The following is a 16,668-nucleotide window of genomic DNA, read 5'->3' as shown; positions in this document are numbered from 1 at the left end:
GGCTCACCGCCGCCCGGTCAGTGTGGCCCCCACGCTCGCCGCCACCACACAGCCGATCCCGGCCAGCTGCGCCGCGCCCAGCAGCTGCCCCAGCACCACCAGGCCGACCAGCGCGCTGACCGCCGGCTCCAGGCTCACCAGCACGCTGAACACCCGCTGGGGCATCCGCCGCAGTGCCGTCATCTCCAGCGCGTACGGGATCACCGGCAGCAGCAGCGACACCCCGGCGACCGCGAGCAGCAGCATCAGCGGCGAGGCGTCCGGCGCGGTCAGCCCGTCCCAGGCCTGGCCCAGCCCGAACGGTGCCACCGTCAGCGCGCCGACCGTCATCGACACCGCCAGCCCCTGGAAGCCCTGGAACGCGGCCCCGACCTTGTCCGTGAACAGGATGTACGCGGCGTAGCAGGCGGCCGCCCCGAAGGCGTACAGCAGGCCGACCCGGTCGAGCCCGGAACCGGCGCTGTCCCCGCCCTCGCCGAGCAGCGTCAGCAGCATCACGCCGCCCGCCGCGAGCAGCGCCCACAGCAGGTGGCTGGCCCGGCGGGCGAAGAACAGCGCGACCGCGAGCGGTCCGAGGAACTCGATGGTCGCGGCGGTGCCCATCGGCAGCCGGTCGATCGCGCCGGCGAACAGCGTCGTCATCCCGGCCGAGGCCATGCCGAGCAGGGCGGCGGCGGCGAGGTCGCGCGGACGGCGCCCGCGCAGCTTCGGCCGGGTGACGGCGAGCAGGATGACCGCCGCGAAGCTCAGCCGCAGGAAGGTGGTGCCGCTCACGCCGAGCGGGCCGAAGAGCGGCTTGGAGAACGCGATCCCGGTCTGCACCAGGAACATCGCCGCCAGACAGAGAAGCGGCGCCGGGATTGTCTCCGGGCGCCGCAGGAGGTTCGGGAACCGTCGGCCGGAGGACCGGCCGGATCGCGCGTCCGGTGGCAGCCCGTCGCCGGGCGCACCGCCTCGTCGCCAGCCGCCCCGCTCGCCGGCGGGCTCGCCCTTGGGGGCGGGCGGCATGGCAAGCGCCTCGGCGACGGCGGTGGCCGGCGTCGGGGCGGTGGTTTCGATGGGGTTGGGCGTGGGCATGATGGCGAGTTTGCCGTAAGGAGCCACTGGGCGGCAAGCTCGTTACAAATACCGGGACGGATGCGGACGGGTGCGTCCGAAAGGGTGAGCTCCGGCGGTGCGCGCGGCGCGGCTGCCGCGATCGTCGGACGGTCCGTCAGTATCAAGGCGGGGTGCGCTATCTCCGCCCGACGGCCCTCGCCGCCGCCTCCCTCGTCCTCCTGTTGGCCGCCGCCGGGCCGGGCGCGAGCGCGGACGAGGTCGCCCCGGCGGCGGCCGCCGTCCCCCGCATCAGGGCCACCGTCGTCCCCGACCGGTTCGGACCGCCCGCCGCCCGGCTCCGCGACCTCTACACCGGGGCGGCCTTCGACGCCTGCACCGCGCCGCCGCTGGAAACCCTGCGGGCCTGGCGCGACGCCTCGCCGTACGGGGCGCTCGGCATCTACACCAGCGGCGGCCAGCGCGGCTGCACCCAGCCGAGGCTCACCGCCGACTGGGTCCGGCAGGCCCGGGCGATGGGCTGGCGGTTCCTGCCCGTGCACGTCGGCCTGCAGGCGCCGTGCAGCGAACTGAAGCGCAAGCCCCGGCGGATCGACCCGGCCCGGGCCGTCCAGCAGGGGCGCGAGGAGGCGGCCGAGGCGGTCCGCGGGCTGGAGGCGGTCGGGCTCGGCCCGGGCAGCCCGGTCTTCCTGGACATCGAGGCCTATCCGCTGCGCGACCCCGCCTGCGGCCAGGGCGTCGTCGACTTCACCCTCGGCTGGACCCAGGCCCTGCACGCGGCCGGCTACCGGTCCGGCTTCTACTCCAGCCTCGACTCCGGCATCGCCGACCTCGCCGCGGCCGCCCGGGCCGGCAGCTCCCCGCTGCCCGACACGCTCTGGTACGCCCGCTGGAACGACGGCGCCGACACCGCCGGCGGCGGGGCGCTCACCCCGGACCTCTGGACCGACCACCAGCGCGTCCACCAGTACCACGGCAACGTCGAGGAGACCTACGGCGGAGCGACCCTCACCATCGACCGCAACCAGGTCGACGCCCCGCTGGCCGGCTGACCCCCGTCACTCCCGCAGCCCGAGCCCCAGCCACCCCAGCCCCTCGCAGTACCGGCACGTCTCGGTGATGTACCCCGTCCCGCTCCGGTCCGCCCGCACCCCCATCCGCGCCTGCGTCCGCACCCCACCCGCACAGCACGGACACGGCAGCCGGAACCCGATCAACCCCCGCCCCACCCGCCGCTCACCACTCCCGTCACCCATGCCCCCCAGTATCCCGCCCCACCCCCAACCCCCCGGAACCACCCATCCCACCCCGGACCCGGGGGAGGACCGCGACGGTGGACCGGGTCCGGAGGTCCGGAGCCGACGGATGAGGAGGTGATCGGGCGCGGGACCGCAGGCGTCGGACGACGGGTGGGGTGGTGATGGGGGCAACCTGGTCGGGAGGCTGACATCGGGGGAGGCGGCGGGGCAGAATCGGGCACTACCGCTCCGGATTACCCGCCGGTAGCCGCAGTGCCGCCCAGGTCGAGGAGGACCCGTGTTCAGCACGATGCAGGACGTACCGCTCACCGTCGCCAGGATCCTGGAGCACGGGTCGACCATCCACGGGCGTTCGACCGTCACGACCTGGGAGGCGACCGGGCCGGTGGTCCGGACGTACGCGGAGGTCGGGGCGCGGGCCGCGCGGCTCGCGTGGGCGCTCCGGGACGAGCTCGGCGTCACGGCGGACGACCGGGTCGCCACGCTGATGTGGAACAACGCGGAGCACCTGGAGGCGTACTTCGCGGTGCCCTCGATGGGCGCGGTGCTGCACACGCTCAACCTGCGGCTGCCGGCCCACCAGCTGTCGTTCATCGTCAACCACGCCGCCGACCGCGTGATCATCGTCAACGGCACCGTCCTCCCGCTGCTGGCCGCGGTCCTCCCGGAGCTCGCCCCGACGCTGAAGCACATCGTGGTCAGCGGCCCCGGCGACCGGTCGGTGCTGACCGGGTTCGCGGGCGGGGTGCACGACTACGAGGAGCTGATCGCGGGCCGGCCGGCCGAGTACCCCTGGCTCACCGACATAGACGAGCGCCAGGCCGCCGTGCTCTGTTACACCTCCGGCACCACCGGCGACCCGAAGGGCGTGCTCTACAGCCACCGCTCGCTCTACCTGCACGGTCTGCAGGGCAACACGGCCGACAACTTCGCCCTCACGTCGCAGGACATCGCGCTGCCGGTCGTCCCGATGTTCCACGTCAACGCCTGGGGCCTGCCGCACTCCGCCTTCATGTCCGGCGCCGACCTGCTGATGCCGGACCGCTTCCTCCAGCCCAAGCCGCTGGCCGAGATGATCGCCGCGGTGAAGCCGACCGTCAGCGCGGCCGTGCCGACCATCTGGACCGGCCTGCTGGACGAGCTGGACGCCGGCGACTACGACACCTCCAGCCTGCGCATGGTGGTCATCGGCGGCTCGGCCTGCCCGCCGTCGCTGATGAAGGGGTACGAGGAGCGCCACGGCATCCGGGTGGTGCACGCCTGGGGCATGACCGAGACCTCGCCGCTCGGCTCGTTCTCGCAGCCGCCGGGCGGCCTCACGCCGGAGGAGGAGTGGCCCTACCGGCTCACCCAGGGCGTCTTCCCGGCCTCCGTCGAGGCCCGGCTGACCGGCCCCGGCGGCGAGCGGATGCCGCACGACGGGGCGTCGGCGGGCGAGCTGGAGGTGCGCGGCCCGTGGATCGCGGGGGCGTACTACGGGGGCGCGGGCAAGGACCCGGAGCGCCCGGAGGACAAGTTCTCCGAGGACGGCTGGCTGCGCACCGGCGACGTCGGCACGATCACCGCGGACGGTTACCTGACGCTGACCGACCGGGCCAAGGACGTGATCAAGTCCGGCGGCGAGTGGATCTCCTCGGTGGACCTGGAGAACCACCTGATGGCCCACCCGGAGGTCGCCGAGGCCGCCGTGGTGGCCGTCCCGGACGAGAAGTGGGGCGAGCGGCCGCTGGCCACGGTGGTGCTGCGGCCGGGAGCGACCGCCGGACTGCCCGAGCTGCGGGCCTTCCTGGCCGGGCGGGTCGCGTCCTGGCAGCTGCCGGAGCGCTGGGCGATCGTCGAGGCGGTGCCGAAGACCTCGGTCGGCAAGTTCGACAAGAAGGTGATCCGCGCCGACTACGCGGCGGAGAAGCTGGACGTCACCCTGCTCGGCAAGGAGTAGGCAAGGAGTAGGCGAGGAGTAGAGAAGGCACAGCGGGAAAACGGAAGCGGAGAACGGAGCGAGGGCCGGCCACCCCGGGAAGCGGGTGGCCGGCCCTCGGCGTCGGCGGGCGGGGTCAGCCGGCGGCGGCGACGCCCGCCTCGCCCATGGCGCCGATCCGGCCGAGCAGGTCGACGATCCGGGACTGCACGTCGTCGCTGGTCGAGCGCTCGGCCAGGAAGAGCACCGTCTCGCCGGTGCGCAGCCGGGGCAGCTCGCGCGGGTCGAGGTCGACCGTGGTGTAGACGACCAGTGGGGTGCGGTGCAGCCGGTCGTTGGCACGCAGCCAGTCGAGCAGGCCGACCCGGCGGCGGCGGATCTGGAACAGGTCCATCACCACCAGGTTGGGCTGCACGCTGCTGGCCCGGGCGACGGCGTCGTTCTCGTCCACCGCGTGCTCGACGTGCATGCCGCGCCGTTCCAGGCTGCCGATCATGGCGGCGGCGATGTCCGGGTCGCCCTCGACGAGCAGGACGCGCGGCGCGTGCTGCTCGCCGTCGCGCGGGGCGAGGGCGCGCAGCAGGACGGCCGGGTCGGCGCCGTACGCGCTCTCCCGGGTGGCCTGGCCGAGGCCGGCCGTGACCACCACCGGGACCCGACTGTTGAGCGCGGCCGTACGCAGGGACTGCAGCGCGGTGCGGGTGATCGGGCCGGTCAGCGGGTCGACGAAGAGCGCCGCGGGGAAGCCGCTGACCTGGGCGTCGACCTCCTCGCGGGAGCGGACGATCACCGGGCGGTAGCCGCGGTCCTGGAGCGCTTGCCGGGTGGCGGGGTCGGGCTCGGGCCAGACCAGCAGGCGGCGCGGGCCGCCGTCGAGGGCCGGGGCGGGCACTGAGGAGTGCTCGCCGGCCCGGTCGTGGTCGCCGACCGGGGGCAGTTCGGCCACCGCCCGGGACACCGGCCGCGGCTCGACGGCGGGCGGGACCGGCAGCACCGGGCTGACCGGCGCGATCGCACCGCCGGGCGCACCGCCGGGAACCCCGGGCGCACCGGGGGTGCCCGGAGCGCCGAGCGGACGCGGCGGGGCCAGCTCGCCCAGACCGGTGCCGACCGGTCGCGGGCCGCCCTCCGGCTGGTCGGCGGGGCCGCCGGCGATGGCGGGGAGCGCGGGGAGGGCGGCGTCCGGACCGGCCGGGAGGGCGTGCTCCAGCCCGGGGTAGACCGGGACGTCGCCGACGCCGGGCAGGGCGAACCCGCCGGAGGAGTCCTCGCCGCCCGGCAGCGCGCGGCGGCGCCGGGACGGCTTGGGCTCGACGGTGTCCTCACCCTGGGCGGTCCGGCCCTCCGGGGCACCGGCGGCCGGGGCGGTCTCACCGGTGGCCGGGCCGAGGGCGATCGGCGTGCGGGCGGCGGTGTCGCCGCCCTCGACACCCTCGCCGCCGCCGGTCCGGCGGCCGCCGTCACCGGCGCCGTCGGCCCGGCCCTCGGCGGGGCGCCGGTCCGGATGCCCGTCCGCGCGGCCGTCGCCGACCGGGACGGCGTAGGCGGTGCCGGAGCGGCCGTCGTCCTTGCCCCAGGGGTCGCTCGCGGGGCCGGCCGGGCCGCCGAGGCCCTGCCGCCCGTACGCGGGGTCGTTGCCGGTGCCGTTCCACTGCTCGGGGACGGCGCGCTCGATCCGGGCCGGGGCGTTCGGCCACTGGTCGGCGGGGATGCCGGGGGCGCCGGTGGCGGCGGCCGGGTCGACCTCGGGCTCGACGGCCGGCCGGCCGCGGCGGCCGCGCCGCTGCTCGACGACCGGCTCCTCCCCCGGCGCGGCACCGGCGGGGACGGGCACGGGGGCCCGGTCGGCCGCCGGCTCGCCGGCCGGGGCACCGGGGGAGGGAAGCTGCGGGGCCGAAGCCGGTGCCGCGTTCGCCTCGGAGCCGGAGCCGGTCTCACGTTCCACGGCCGGGCCCCGCTCGGCGACCGCGGCCGGATCCGCGTCCGCGCCGGAACCGGAGCCCGCCGCCGGACGGTCCGCCGGGCGGTCACCCGGCGCCCCGCCCTCCGCCGGCTCCCCGGCGCGCGCGGTGGGCAGCTGCGGGATGCCCGGCAGATCGGGCAGGACGGCGCTGTCGCTTTCCTTCGGCCGGTCCGACCGGCCCTCGGCGCCCGCCCGTTCGGCGGCGGCCTTCGCGGCGGCCGGGTCCAGCGGCAGCTCGACGACGTACGTGGTGCCGGCCCGGCCCGGCAGCTCGTGCGGCTGGAGCACCCCGCCGTGGCGCTCGACCACCGCGCGGGCTATCGGCAGGTGGACGGGGCTGCCGCCGCGGCCGGGGCCGCGGATCTCGACCCGGGCGACCTCGCCGCGCTGGGCGGCCGCGAGCACCACCATCGGCGCGTCGCCGCCGGCCGGCGGCAGGGCGGGCAGACCCGGGGTGGCGAGCCCGGGGGAGGGCAGGTCGGGGGTGGCGTCCAGGGAGAGGCCGACGCCGCTGACGTCGGCGACCAGGTGGGCCAGCGCCTGGGCGAGCCGCTGTTCGTCGGCGATCACCTCGACGGCGGCGGCGTGCACGGAGAACCGCACCCGGCCGGCGCCGACCAGTTCGCCCGCGTGCTCGACGGCCCGGCGGACCACCTTGTCCAGGGCGACCGGCACCCGCTCGGCGGTGGCCTTCCGCCCGCCCTTGCCGTCGGCCTTCCCGTCCCCGCCGTCCTTGCCGTCCGGCTTGCCGTCCGCTCTGCCCTCGGCCGCGGCGGCCTCGCCGGCCTCGGAGCGCTGGTGGGCCAGCACGCCGTCGATCAGCTTGCCGAACCGGCGGCACTCGTCGGCGAGCCGGCGCAGGGTCCAGTTGGCCTCGGGCCAGAGCTGTCCGGCCGGGTCGGCGGCGAGCGCGTCGATCCGCCGGTGCAGCGCGGTCAGGGCGCCGCCCAGCTCGCTCTCCAGGACGGCGGTGAGGTGCTCGTTGCGGGCGACCAAGGCCAGTTCCCGGCTGCGGTCGGTGAAGGTCATCACCGCGCCGACCAGCTGGTCGCCGTCGCGGACCGGGGCGGTGGTGAGGTCGACGGTGACCGGGCGGCCGTCCTTGCGCCAGAGCACGGTGCCGCGCACCCGGTGCTTGCGCCCGGAGGTGAGGGTGTCCAGCAGCGCGGACTCCTCCAGCGCCAGCGGGGTGCCGTCGGCCCGGGAGTGCTGGATCAGCGGGTGCAGCTCGCGGCCGCCCAGCTCGCTGGCCCGGTACTCCAGGATGTGCGCGGCGGCCGGGTTGACCAGCACGCAGCGGCCTTCGAGGTCGACGCCGAGCACGCCCTCGGCGGCGGCCCGCAGGATCATCTCGGTCTGCTTGTGCTGGCGGCGCAGCTCCGCCTCGACGCCGAGCCGGCTGGTGAGGTCGCGGACCAGCAGCAGGAGCAGGTCGGAGGAGCGGGAGCCCTCGCGGTACGGGTCGTAGGGCACCAGCGGGGAGAGCGCGTAGCCGCGCCCGTCCGAACCGGAGCCGGAACCCGAGCCGTCGTCGTCGAAGTCGTTGCCGGAGACCTCGACCGGGAAGGTGGTGCCGTCGGTGCGCCGCGCGGTCATCCGGACCGGGCGGTCGAGCGCCTCGTCCTCCCGGGTGGCCGGCCGCATCGAGCCGGGGATCCGGCTCGGGTCGAACTCGGGCAGGAGGTCGAGCACGCCCATGCCGACCAGCGAGGTGCCGGGCGCCTGGAGCGCCTGGACGGCGGCGTTGTTGGCATCGACGACGGTGCCGTTGCTGTTCACCAGCAGCAACGCGTCGGGCAGGGCATCGAGTATGGCGGCGAGGCGAGCAGCGCCTCGGATCGGCCTGCTGCTCACGTCGACAGGTCTCCTCGGCTCAGGGCAGCTCTCTCCGGAGAGGGCAGTATCTCATTCTTCTTTGCGGCGGGGACGGGCCGCCTAGTAACGTGGACGGCGGTTGGTGCCGGGCCCCCGGGTTGTGGCATCATCACTGACACAAGGAACGGGTCCGCGCACGCGGGCTTGCTCCGTGTGGAGGAGGCTTCGCCTAGTCCGGTCTATGGCGCCGCACTGCTAATGCGGTTTCGGGGTTATTCCTGATCGAGGGTTCAAATCCCTCAGCCTCCGCCAGCCGAAGGGCCCCGTCGACGATCACGTCGGCGGGGCCCTTCGCATGTCGGGGCGGGTCCGCCGGGGGCCGGAGCAATCGATTTCGCCCCACGTCGCAGGTCATGTAATGTTGTCCACGCAACGCCCCGGCGGCACCGTCGCCAGGGCGAGCGCTCATAGCTCAACGGATAGAGCACTTGACTACGGATCAAGAGGTTGCAGGTTCGAATCCTGCTGAGCGCACCAAACCCCGCAAGACCGGGTCCGCCCGGTACTTGCGCTCATAGCTCAACGGATAGAGCACTTGACTACGGATCAAGAGGTTGCAGGTTCGAATCCTGCTGAGCGCACCAGCGAGAAGCCCCCGGCCACCGGCCGGGGGCTTCTCCCGTTCCCGGGCCCGCCCGGGAGGGACGCGCCCCCGTCCGGTCGGCCCGGTCCGGTCAGCCCAGTTCGGTCCGGTTGATCCAGGGGACGTTCCGCTGGTCCAGGAACCACTCCGAGGAGGTCAGCGGCCGGGCCCGGTTGAAGGTCTCGGGGACGGGGTCGTGCCGGATCCGGTCCGGTGCGGCGCCCAGCCCGGTCAGCAGGTCGACCAGCGCGGGGGCGAGCTCGGGCGGACCGCTGAGGTGGACGTCCCAGCCGGACCAGTCGCCCTGCCCGGCGAGCGCCTCGCGGACCAGGGTGACGGCCCCGGCCCGGCCGGCGGCCCGGTCGGGCGCGGCCAGCAGGACCCGCAGCCGGTCGTACCGGGCCAGCAGGGCCTCGACGGCCGCCAGGTCGTACTGCTCGGCCTCCGAGCGGGCGGCCAGCACCACGGTGACGTCCCGGCCGGCCGGCTGGGCGGTGAGCTGCTCCAGCAGGGCGCGGGTCTGCCCCCAGCCGGTGCCGCCGGCCACGGCCAGCAGCGGGCGGCGCGAGGACGGGTCGAGCACGGCGTCGCCGAGCGGGGGGCCGAGGCGCAGCAGTTCGCCGGGCACGACGTGGTCGACCAGTGCGGTGCTGAGCAGCCCGCCGGGGACCCGGCGGACGTGCAGGTCGAGGGTGCCGTCCGGGCGCGGCGCGTTGGCCACCGAGTAGGGGCGCCAGACCTTGGGCGCGCGGGGGCTGCTGAGCGTGAGGTACTGGCCCGGGACGAAGGGGTACGGGCGCATCGGGGCGAGGGTGAGCAGGGCGATGTCGGCGGCGGCCCGGCGGCGGGCGGTCACCTCGGCCTCCCACCAGGCGGGTTCCCCGGGCGGGACCTCGGCGGCGGCGCCGGTCATCACCTGGGCGATCACGGTGTAGGCCTCGGTCCAGGCCTTCTCGATCTCGGGCGTCCAGGAGTGCCCGGAGAAGTGCCGCAGGGCGGCGATCAGGCTGGCGCCGACGGCGGGGTAGTGCTCGGGCGCGGCCTGGAACTTGCGGTGGTCGCGCCCGAGCGCCCGCAGGTAGCCGGTGAGCCGGTCGGCGCTCTCCAGCCGGAGCACGATCTGGGTGAGCGAGGCGAAGAGCCGGTCGCGCTGCTCGGTCATCTCGTCCGGGAAGTGCGCCCGGATCCCCGGGTTGTGGGCGAACAGGTGGGCGTAGAAGTACTTGGCCATGTGGTCGGCGCGGCGCTCGACGACGGCGAAGCTGGCGCGGATGACCGCGGGGTCGAAGGGCACCGCGGCACGTCCTAGGCGTTCGGCGCGGAGGTGAGGCCTCGGCCCATGGTGTCGGCTATGACGCCGTAGAGGGCGGTCCAGGACTCCTCGGTCTCGGCGGTCCAGGCGTCGCCGGCGTAGTGCGCGAGGGTGGCGAGCAGGCTGGCGCCGACGGCGGGGAAGTGGTCGACGAGCGCCCCGTACCCGGCGTGCCGGGCGCCGAGGTCGCGGAGGATGCCGACCAGCGTGTCGGTGTCGTCCAGGTGGGCGACCAGCGTGCCGAGCGCCGCCCAGAGCCGGTCGCGCTGCTCGTCGATGTGCGCGGCGAACAGGTCGCGGACGGCCGGGGTGTGCTCGAACAGGTGCTGGTAGAAGTACCCGGCGACGGCGGTTCCGTGCGGTTCGACGACCGCGAAACTGCTCTTGATGAGAACGGGGTCAATGGTCACGGCCCCCGACTCTAGTGAGCGGTCCGGCAATTCGAACAGGGTTGTCCGATGAATGGTCAGGTACCGGGCAGTGGCGGTGGGTTGGATTCGGCGGGATTCCCCGCGATACGCCGCCTAATGGATGAAATGCATCCCTTTCGGGTACATCCCGTCCTGCCGGTCGGAGGGCCGCCAATCGGGTGTCATGCGGCCAAGGGTGCAGGTGTCGCAGTATGACCGGCCCAGGATCGTGATTCCGTTTTGTCAGATCTTGTGTCCAGACTGCCCGGTCATCCGGACCGCCCCCGGCAGCCGCTACCGAAGGAGAGCCGGATGAGCAGACAGTTCCCGGCTGCGGCCGGCGCCGCCGCGGTCCTGGCGGCGGGCCTGCTGATCGGCTGGACCTCGCCGCCCTCGCTCGCCCAGCAGTCCCCCGGCGCCTGGAGCACCGGACAGCGCGCGGTGCTGCCCTCCGGACTCTCCGTCCAGCTGGATTTCTCCGCCGCCCCCGGAACCGCCGTCGACGCCCGTCCCGGGGAATTGGCCGACCGGTCCGGCGGCGGCCGGTCCGCCGCGTTGTACAGCGACGGAATCCGGCCCGGAGATCCCGCGCAGACCTACCGGATCTCGGCGGAACGTCCGCAGACGGACGGTTCCTGGCAGACAGTCGGAACGCTCCGGCTGACATTCTCCCGGGCGGTCCGCAATCCCCGGTTGCACCTCAGCGGACTCGCCGGAATCGCCACCGGGAAATCCGGTGCCACCAGTACCGCGACCCGGCTCACCCTCACCGGCGGCACGCCGTCCGCCCCCGCCCTGGTCAACCGGACCGACTGGCCCGGCTGGACGGTCGACGGCACCACCCTCGCCCCCGCCCGGGCGGACGGCGGCGCCGACGGCGAGGGCGGGTCCGCCGCCGAGGGCAGCCTGGAGCTGGCCGGCACCTTCCGGTCCGCGGTCTTCCGGGTCGAGCAGCGGGTCACCGCCCGGCCCGGCTCCGGCACCGCCCCGGCCCCGCTCACCCTCGCCGGCACGGTCACCCTGGACGAGACCGTCGGCACCGCGCCGCAGAGCTACGGCACCGCCTCCCACCTGCTCTCCGACCTCTTCCTCGGCAGCGACGCCAGCACCCGGGCGGCCCGGCCCGACAGCCGGCCCGACGGGCTGTTCACCCGGCCCGACGCCGGCCTCGTGGAGGCTCCCGTCGAGGCGGCCGACCCGGCGGACGGGCCCGCGGTCCGGACCGGGCCGGGCGAGGACGACCGGAGCGTCTGGACCAAGCCGGCGCCGCCGCAGCTCCCGCCCGGTCGCGGCGAGTACCACGGCGCCGACCCGGCCGTCGGCTACCCCGGCGAGGCGGCGATCGGCCGCTACTACCGGGTCACCGTGCCGGTCGCGGTCGGCGACGCGCCCGCCACCCTGGCCGGCTGGGTCGACTTCGACCGCAACGGCCGGTTCGACCCGGTCGAGCGGGTGCAGACCGAGGTCGCCCCCGGGGAGCACAGCGCCACCCTGGAGTGGACCGTCCCGGCCAACGCCTCCTCCGGCGACACCTGGGCCCGGCTGCGGATCGGCCGGGACGCCGCGCAGGTCGTCCCGTCCGGCGGCTTCGCCGACTCCGGGCAGGTCGCCGACCAGCGGATCCGGCTGACCGTCGGCGGCACCCGCCCGGAGATCGCCGAACCGGTCGACGGCACCACCACCTCCGACGCCCGGCCCAAGATCACCGGCGACGGGGCGGTGACCGGCGCCACCGTCGAGATCCGCGAGGGCGACAGCGTGCTCTGCCGCTCCGCCCGGGTCATCCGGGCCGGCGGCTGGTCCTGCCGCCCGGACACCGCGCTGGCCGCCGGGACGCACACCCTCACGCCGGTGGGGACCACCATGGGCGGCGTGGTGCTGCGCGGCGAACCGGTCCGGATCACCGTCAAGACCGCGCCGCCGGGCGCGCCCGTCCTCACCCTGCCCGGGTTCACCAACGACCCCGGGCTCGAACTGACCGGCACCGGCGAACCGGGCAGCACCGTCTCGGTCGCCGACCAGCCGACGGGTCAGCGCGGCGGCCCGGCCGTCGAACTGTGCAGCACGGCCGTCCGGTCGGACGGCGGCTGGTCCTGCCTGCCGGTGGAGAACCTGGCGGACGGGCGGCACCGGCTGACCCCGGCCGCCGCCGACTTCGCCGGGAACCGGACCGCCGGGCGGGCGGTCGAGCTGGTGGTCGACACCGAGCCGCCGGACCGTCCGGTGCTCACCGTCCCGGCCGCCGGGGCGACCGTCCGGGAGGCCCGGCCCCGGCTCGCCGGGAAGGCGGAGCCCGGCGCCCAGGTGATCGTCACCGCGCGCTCGGGCGGGGCGGCCGCGGCGGAGCCGATCGTGGCCTGCGGGGCGACGGCCGCCGTCGACGGGAGCTGGACCTGCACGGCCAACCGGGACCTGGTGAACGGGGAGCAGTGGCTGGTCGTCACGGCGACCGACCAGGCCGGGAACGGGACGGCGGCGGACGCGGTGGTGGTCCGGGTCGCGGCTCCGGTGGTGCCGGTGACTCCGGTGGTGACGCCGACGGTTCCGGTGGTGACGCCCTCGGCGAGTGCGTCGGCGAGTGCGTCGGCGAGTGCGACGGCCGGTCCGGTGGCGAGTCCGGTGGCGAGTGCAGCGGCGACGCCGACGGTCGTGCCGACCCCGTTGCCTACGCCGACGCCGACGCCGACGCCTACGCCTACGCCGTCGCCAACGGCACTGCCCACGCCCACGGCCACGCCGTCGCCGACGGCCGTGCCCACGTCCGTGCCGACCCAGGCGGCCATGCCGTCCCCGACTTCGACGCCGTCCCCGACTCCGAGCACGCTCCCGAGCCCGACCTCGATTCCGACCCCGAGTACGGCGCCGACTCCGGTGCCGACGGTGGCCACGCAGGCTCCGGAGGCGCCGGTGTCCACGCCGAGCGCGCCGGTTCCGGCCACGGCCACGGCCACGGCCACGGCCGTCCCCACGGCCACTGCCGTCCCCACGCCCACGGCCGTGCCCACAGTCGAGCCCGTCTTCGAACCCGTCCCGCCGGGCCTGCTGCCGATCTTCGTGCCGCCGGTCGCCGGCGTGGTGGCCCAGCCGGTGCCGGTGGTGACGCCGACTCCGGTACCGACCCCGACGGCGGCCGGGACGGCGACGGTGAGCCCGACCCCGTCCTCCTCGGCCACGACGCCCCCCAGCCCGTCGCCGAGCCCGTCCGCGAGCCCCTCCCTGAGCCCGTCCCCGAGTGCCTCTCCGAGTCCGTCCCCGGCCGCGTCCCCGGCTTCGATCCCTGCTCAGAGCCCGACCGTCACCCCCGCCCCCGCCGGCTCCGCCCCCGTCGATTCCGAGCCCGAGCCCGCGACCGGGCCCGACACCGAGTCCGCCGCCGAGCGCGAGGGCGGCCGGGCGCTGGCCGCGCCGCCCGAGGCGGTGCAGTCCTCGCCGACGGCGGCCGACCGGCACCGGACGGACGGCTGGCGCGGCGCGCTCGCCGGGATCCTGCTGGTGCTCACCGGCATCGGGCTGATCACCCGCCGGGTGCTCGCCCGGGGGACCGGTACCCGTCGGCGCTGAACCCGTTCCGACCATCCGCTCATGTGCCCGCGCGTCAGGTCCGGCTTTCGATGACTCGTCAGTAAATGTCGACACATGCTGGCTTAAATGTCGCATTTGATGACGTATGAACTTAGCCTGACTCTGGCACTGCCCGTCAGATCCGGGCCGCCCGTTGCGCGACACACTGAACCTGAGGATCCGTGCATGGACGTCACCCGCGATTCTTCGCAGCGACCCGACCATCTGCCCAAGGCGCTCCCCCCGGCGCTGCCGGAACGTTCCGTCTCCGGCGCCAGCCCGCTGGCCAGGGGGGTGCGGACGCCCAAGCCCGCCAAGCCGGCCGACGGCGGTCCGGCCACCACTCCGATGGCGGTGCTCCCCGGAGCGGCCGGTCTCGCGGTCGATCCGCGCGATCCGCTGGAGACCGCGGCGCCGCAGCCAGCACCGCAGCCGGTGTCGCAGCCCGCGCCGCAGCCGGTCGCGGAGCCGGAGCCGGAGCCGGACGAGGCCGGGGCCCCGGCCGCCGCCACCTCCCGGCGGCCCCCGCGCGCCGACCGGGCGCTCCGCGAGCGCGCCGCCGCCACGCTGCCCGGCTGGGTCTCCCTGTTCGGGTTGCTGCTCGGCACCGCGGCCGTCCTGCTGGTGCTGCTGCGCGACGGCGTCATCCCCTCCTGGGACGCCCTGCCCGACCTGCGCAGCGCCGCCGCCCGGGCGAGCGGGTCGGCCGCGGTGACCGCCCCCTCGGTGGCCGCGGTCACCGCCGCCGGGCTGCTGATCGTCCTCGCGCTCGCCGGCCTGCTGGTCAACGCGGGCGGCGAGACCCGGGTGCTGACCCGCTGGGGCCGCTACCGGGGCACCGTCCGCCGCACCGGCCTGGTCTGGGTCAACCCGCTGCTGCGCCGCCACCGGGTCGACGTCCGGCTGCGGCACTGGCGCAGCGAGCCGGTCAAGGTGGTCGACCGCACCGGCACGCCGATCGTCGTCCGGCTGCTGATCGTCTGGCGGGTCCGGGACACCGCCCGCGCGGTGCTGGCGATCGAGGACCACGAGAGCTACCTGCGGGAGCAGGTCCAGGCGGTGCTCACCCGCACCGCGTCCACCCTGCCGTGCGACAGCAACGCGGCGCCCGGGCCCGCGCTGCGCGACGGCCAGTGGTTCGCCGACGAGCTCACCCGGGCGCTGGCCGCCGAGGTCGCCCCGGCCGGGCTGGAGGTGTACTCGGCGCAGCCGCTGGCGCTGGACTACGCGCCGGAGGTGGCCGAGTCGATGCGCCGCCGCCGGCTGGCCGACCTCGACGCCGGTCTGCGCACGGTGCTGGTGGACGACGCGGTGGAGGCGGCGGCGCTCGCCGTCCGGCGGCTGGAGCGGGCCACCGCGCACGAGCTGGACGAGGCCGCCCGGAGCGCGCTGATGGAACAGTTGCTGGTCGCCTTCGTCGCCCCGGCCGGAGTGGCCGCCTCGGTACCGTCCCCGGCCGCCCGGGCCGGGCGGAAGGAAGGACGACCGGCATGAGGATAGCCACCGGCACGGACGCCGATCCCCGGTACGACGGGTGCGAGACGTACGACTCGTCCGACGGGTACGAAGGCGTCGATGCCTTCGATGCCTTCGACGTCGACGCGGCGCTGATCGGTTTCGAGGAGAGCCTCGGCAGCATCCCCGCCCTCGCGGGCTGCTCCTGCCCGAACTGCGCGGCCCGGCCGCGCACCGCCCGCCCGGCGCAGTCGCCCGGCGGGGGCCGAATACACCGGGCGGTGCGAAGTACCTGCCTGGCCACCACCGTGCTGGCCGGTGCCGGGGTGGTCGGCCTGACCGCCGGCGCCGGGGCCGCGCACGCCGCGCCCGGCAAGCAGGGCTGGGACGGTTCGAAGTACTGGTTCAAGAACGCCGCCGGGGAGTGGCGCTACACCAGCCACCGCGCGGTGTACGAGGGCAGGTCCGGCGGATCGGGCAGCGCAACGAGCGCGGGTTCCGGCAAGGGCGCGAGCGCGAACCAGGCGGCCGTCTCCAACGGCCCGGCCGCGTCCGACGGTCGGCGGCAGGGCTGGGACGGTTCCAAGTACTGGTTCAAGAACACCGCCGGCGAGTGGCGCTACACCAGCCACCGCGACGTCTACCTGAACCGCACCGGCGGCTCCGGGGCGGACGCCGGCCCGGCGACGAACCCCGCCAAGCCGAACCCCGCCAAGCCGGCGCCCGCGAAGTCGAAGGCCACCCGGCCGGCCCAGGACGCCGCACCGTCCGGCGGCCGCCTGGAATCGGCGCTCGACTACGCGCTCGCGCAGCTCGGCAAGCCGTACGTGTGGGGCGGCGACGGTCCGACCGGCTACGACTGCTCGGGTCTGGTGCAGCAGGCCTACCGGCGGGCGGGCGTCGGCCTGCCGCGGGTGGCCGACGACCAGTACGCGGCGACCACGCCGATCACGGCGGGCCAGCTGCGCCGCGGTGACCTGTTGTTCTGGTCGGACAGCGGCCGGGCCTCGGGCATCCACCACGTGGGGATCTACCTGGGCGGCGGCAAGTTCGTCGAGGCGCCCCGGCCGGGCAAGACGGTCCGGGTGTCGACGATCAGCAGCGGCTTCTACCCGACCCACTTCGGCCGGCCGTAGGACGCACCGGCCGTAGCGCGCGTCGGCCGTGGAGCGAGACGGGCCGCGTCGTCCACAGGCTGTGGACGGCGGGGGCCCGCGCCGCACCGGGGGGGGGTGCGCCGAACGAGGGCGCGGCCCGCAGGGCGGGCGGGACCCCC

General features: G+C 75.6%; 9 protein-coding genes and 3 tRNA genes. 8 read left to right on the top strand and 4 right to left on the bottom strand.

Translation table 11 applies throughout. From position 1 onward, the window contains the following. Nucleotides 1–3: 3 nt before the first annotated feature. Nucleotides 4–1,077 carry an EamA family transporter gene (locus tag AB0N76_RS29865; RefSeq protein ID WP_363562358.1) on the bottom strand — a complete coding sequence of 358 codons (1,074 nt, stop codon included), beginning with the start codon at nucleotides 1,075–1,077 and terminating at the stop codon, nucleotides 4–6. Between the two features lie 152 nt (nucleotides 1,078–1,229). On the opposite strand from AB0N76_RS29865, the gene AB0N76_RS29860 reads away from it, so the two are divergent. Both AB0N76_RS29860 and AB0N76_RS29855 read left to right on the top strand, forming a co-directional pair. After that, the gene (locus AB0N76_RS29860) at nucleotides 1,230–2,108 is read left to right on the top strand and encodes a DUF1906 domain-containing protein (RefSeq protein ID WP_363562356.1); all 879 of its coding nucleotides are present in this window, start codon (nucleotides 1,230–1,232) and stop codon (nucleotides 2,106–2,108) included. 484 nt (nucleotides 2,109–2,592) lie between these two features. Continuing rightward, nucleotides 2,593–4,254 carry a long-chain fatty acid--CoA ligase gene (locus tag AB0N76_RS29855; RefSeq protein WP_363562354.1) on the top strand — a complete coding sequence of 554 codons (1,662 nt, stop codon included), beginning with the start codon at nucleotides 2,593–2,595 and terminating at the stop codon, nucleotides 4,252–4,254. Between the two features lie 115 nt (nucleotides 4,255–4,369). Here the strand turns inward: AB0N76_RS29855 and AB0N76_RS29850 are convergent, their stop codons facing one another. Continuing rightward, nucleotides 4,370–8,050, bottom strand: a complete 3,681-nt coding sequence (locus tag AB0N76_RS29850; RefSeq protein ID WP_363562352.1) for a PAS domain-containing protein — start codon at nucleotides 8,048–8,050, stop codon at nucleotides 4,370–4,372. A 179-nt stretch (nucleotides 8,051–8,229) separates the two neighbouring features. Between AB0N76_RS29850 and AB0N76_RS29845 the strand changes: the two genes are divergently transcribed. From AB0N76_RS29845 to AB0N76_RS29835, 3 genes are all read left to right on the top strand, one after another. Further along, nucleotides 8,230–8,323: transfer RNA gene (locus AB0N76_RS29845), tRNA-Ser, on the top strand. Nucleotides 8,324–8,472: 149 nt separating this feature from the next. Next, nucleotides 8,473–8,548 (top strand) — tRNA-Arg (locus AB0N76_RS29840). 31 nt (nucleotides 8,549–8,579) lie between these two features. Then, a tRNA-Arg gene (locus AB0N76_RS29835) sits at nucleotides 8,580–8,655 on the top strand. A 90-nt stretch (nucleotides 8,656–8,745) separates the two neighbouring features. Here the strand turns inward: AB0N76_RS29835 and AB0N76_RS29830 are convergent. After that, nucleotides 8,746–9,948, bottom strand: coding sequence for a globin domain-containing protein (locus tag AB0N76_RS29830; protein WP_363562350.1), 1,203 nt, complete (start codon nucleotides 9,946–9,948; stop codon nucleotides 8,746–8,748). An 11-nt stretch (nucleotides 9,949–9,959) separates the two neighbouring features. Further along, nucleotides 9,960–10,376 (bottom strand): globin domain-containing protein, encoded by a 417-nt coding sequence (locus AB0N76_RS29825; protein ID WP_363562348.1) that lies wholly within the window; start codon nucleotides 10,374–10,376, stop codon nucleotides 9,960–9,962. 312 nt (nucleotides 10,377–10,688) lie between these two features. On the opposite strand from AB0N76_RS29825, the gene AB0N76_RS29820 reads away from it, so the two are divergent. From AB0N76_RS29820 to AB0N76_RS29810, 3 genes are all read left to right on the top strand, one after another. Further along, a complete protein-coding gene (locus AB0N76_RS29820; protein WP_363562346.1) occupies nucleotides 10,689–13,937 on the top strand; it encodes an Ig-like domain-containing protein in 3,249 nt (1,082 codons plus the stop codon). 186 nt (nucleotides 13,938–14,123) lie between these two features. Continuing rightward, entirely contained in the window at nucleotides 14,124–15,431 is a 1,308-nt protein-coding gene (locus tag AB0N76_RS29815) for an SPFH domain-containing protein (protein ID WP_363562344.1), read from the top strand. Next, nucleotides 15,428–16,528, top strand: a complete 1,101-nt coding sequence (locus tag AB0N76_RS29810) for a C40 family peptidase (protein ID WP_363562342.1) — start codon at nucleotides 15,428–15,430, stop codon at nucleotides 16,526–16,528. The genes AB0N76_RS29815 and AB0N76_RS29810 overlap by 4 nt, the downstream gene beginning before the upstream one ends. The last annotated feature ends 140 nt before the right edge of the window (nucleotides 16,529–16,668 follow it).

It is taken from the genome of Kitasatospora sp. NPDC093806, from assembly GCF_040683335.1.
Classification (GTDB): Bacteria; Actinomycetota; Actinomycetes; order Streptomycetales; family Streptomycetaceae; genus Kitasatospora.
This window is presented reverse-complemented; position numbering and strand designations above follow the sequence as displayed.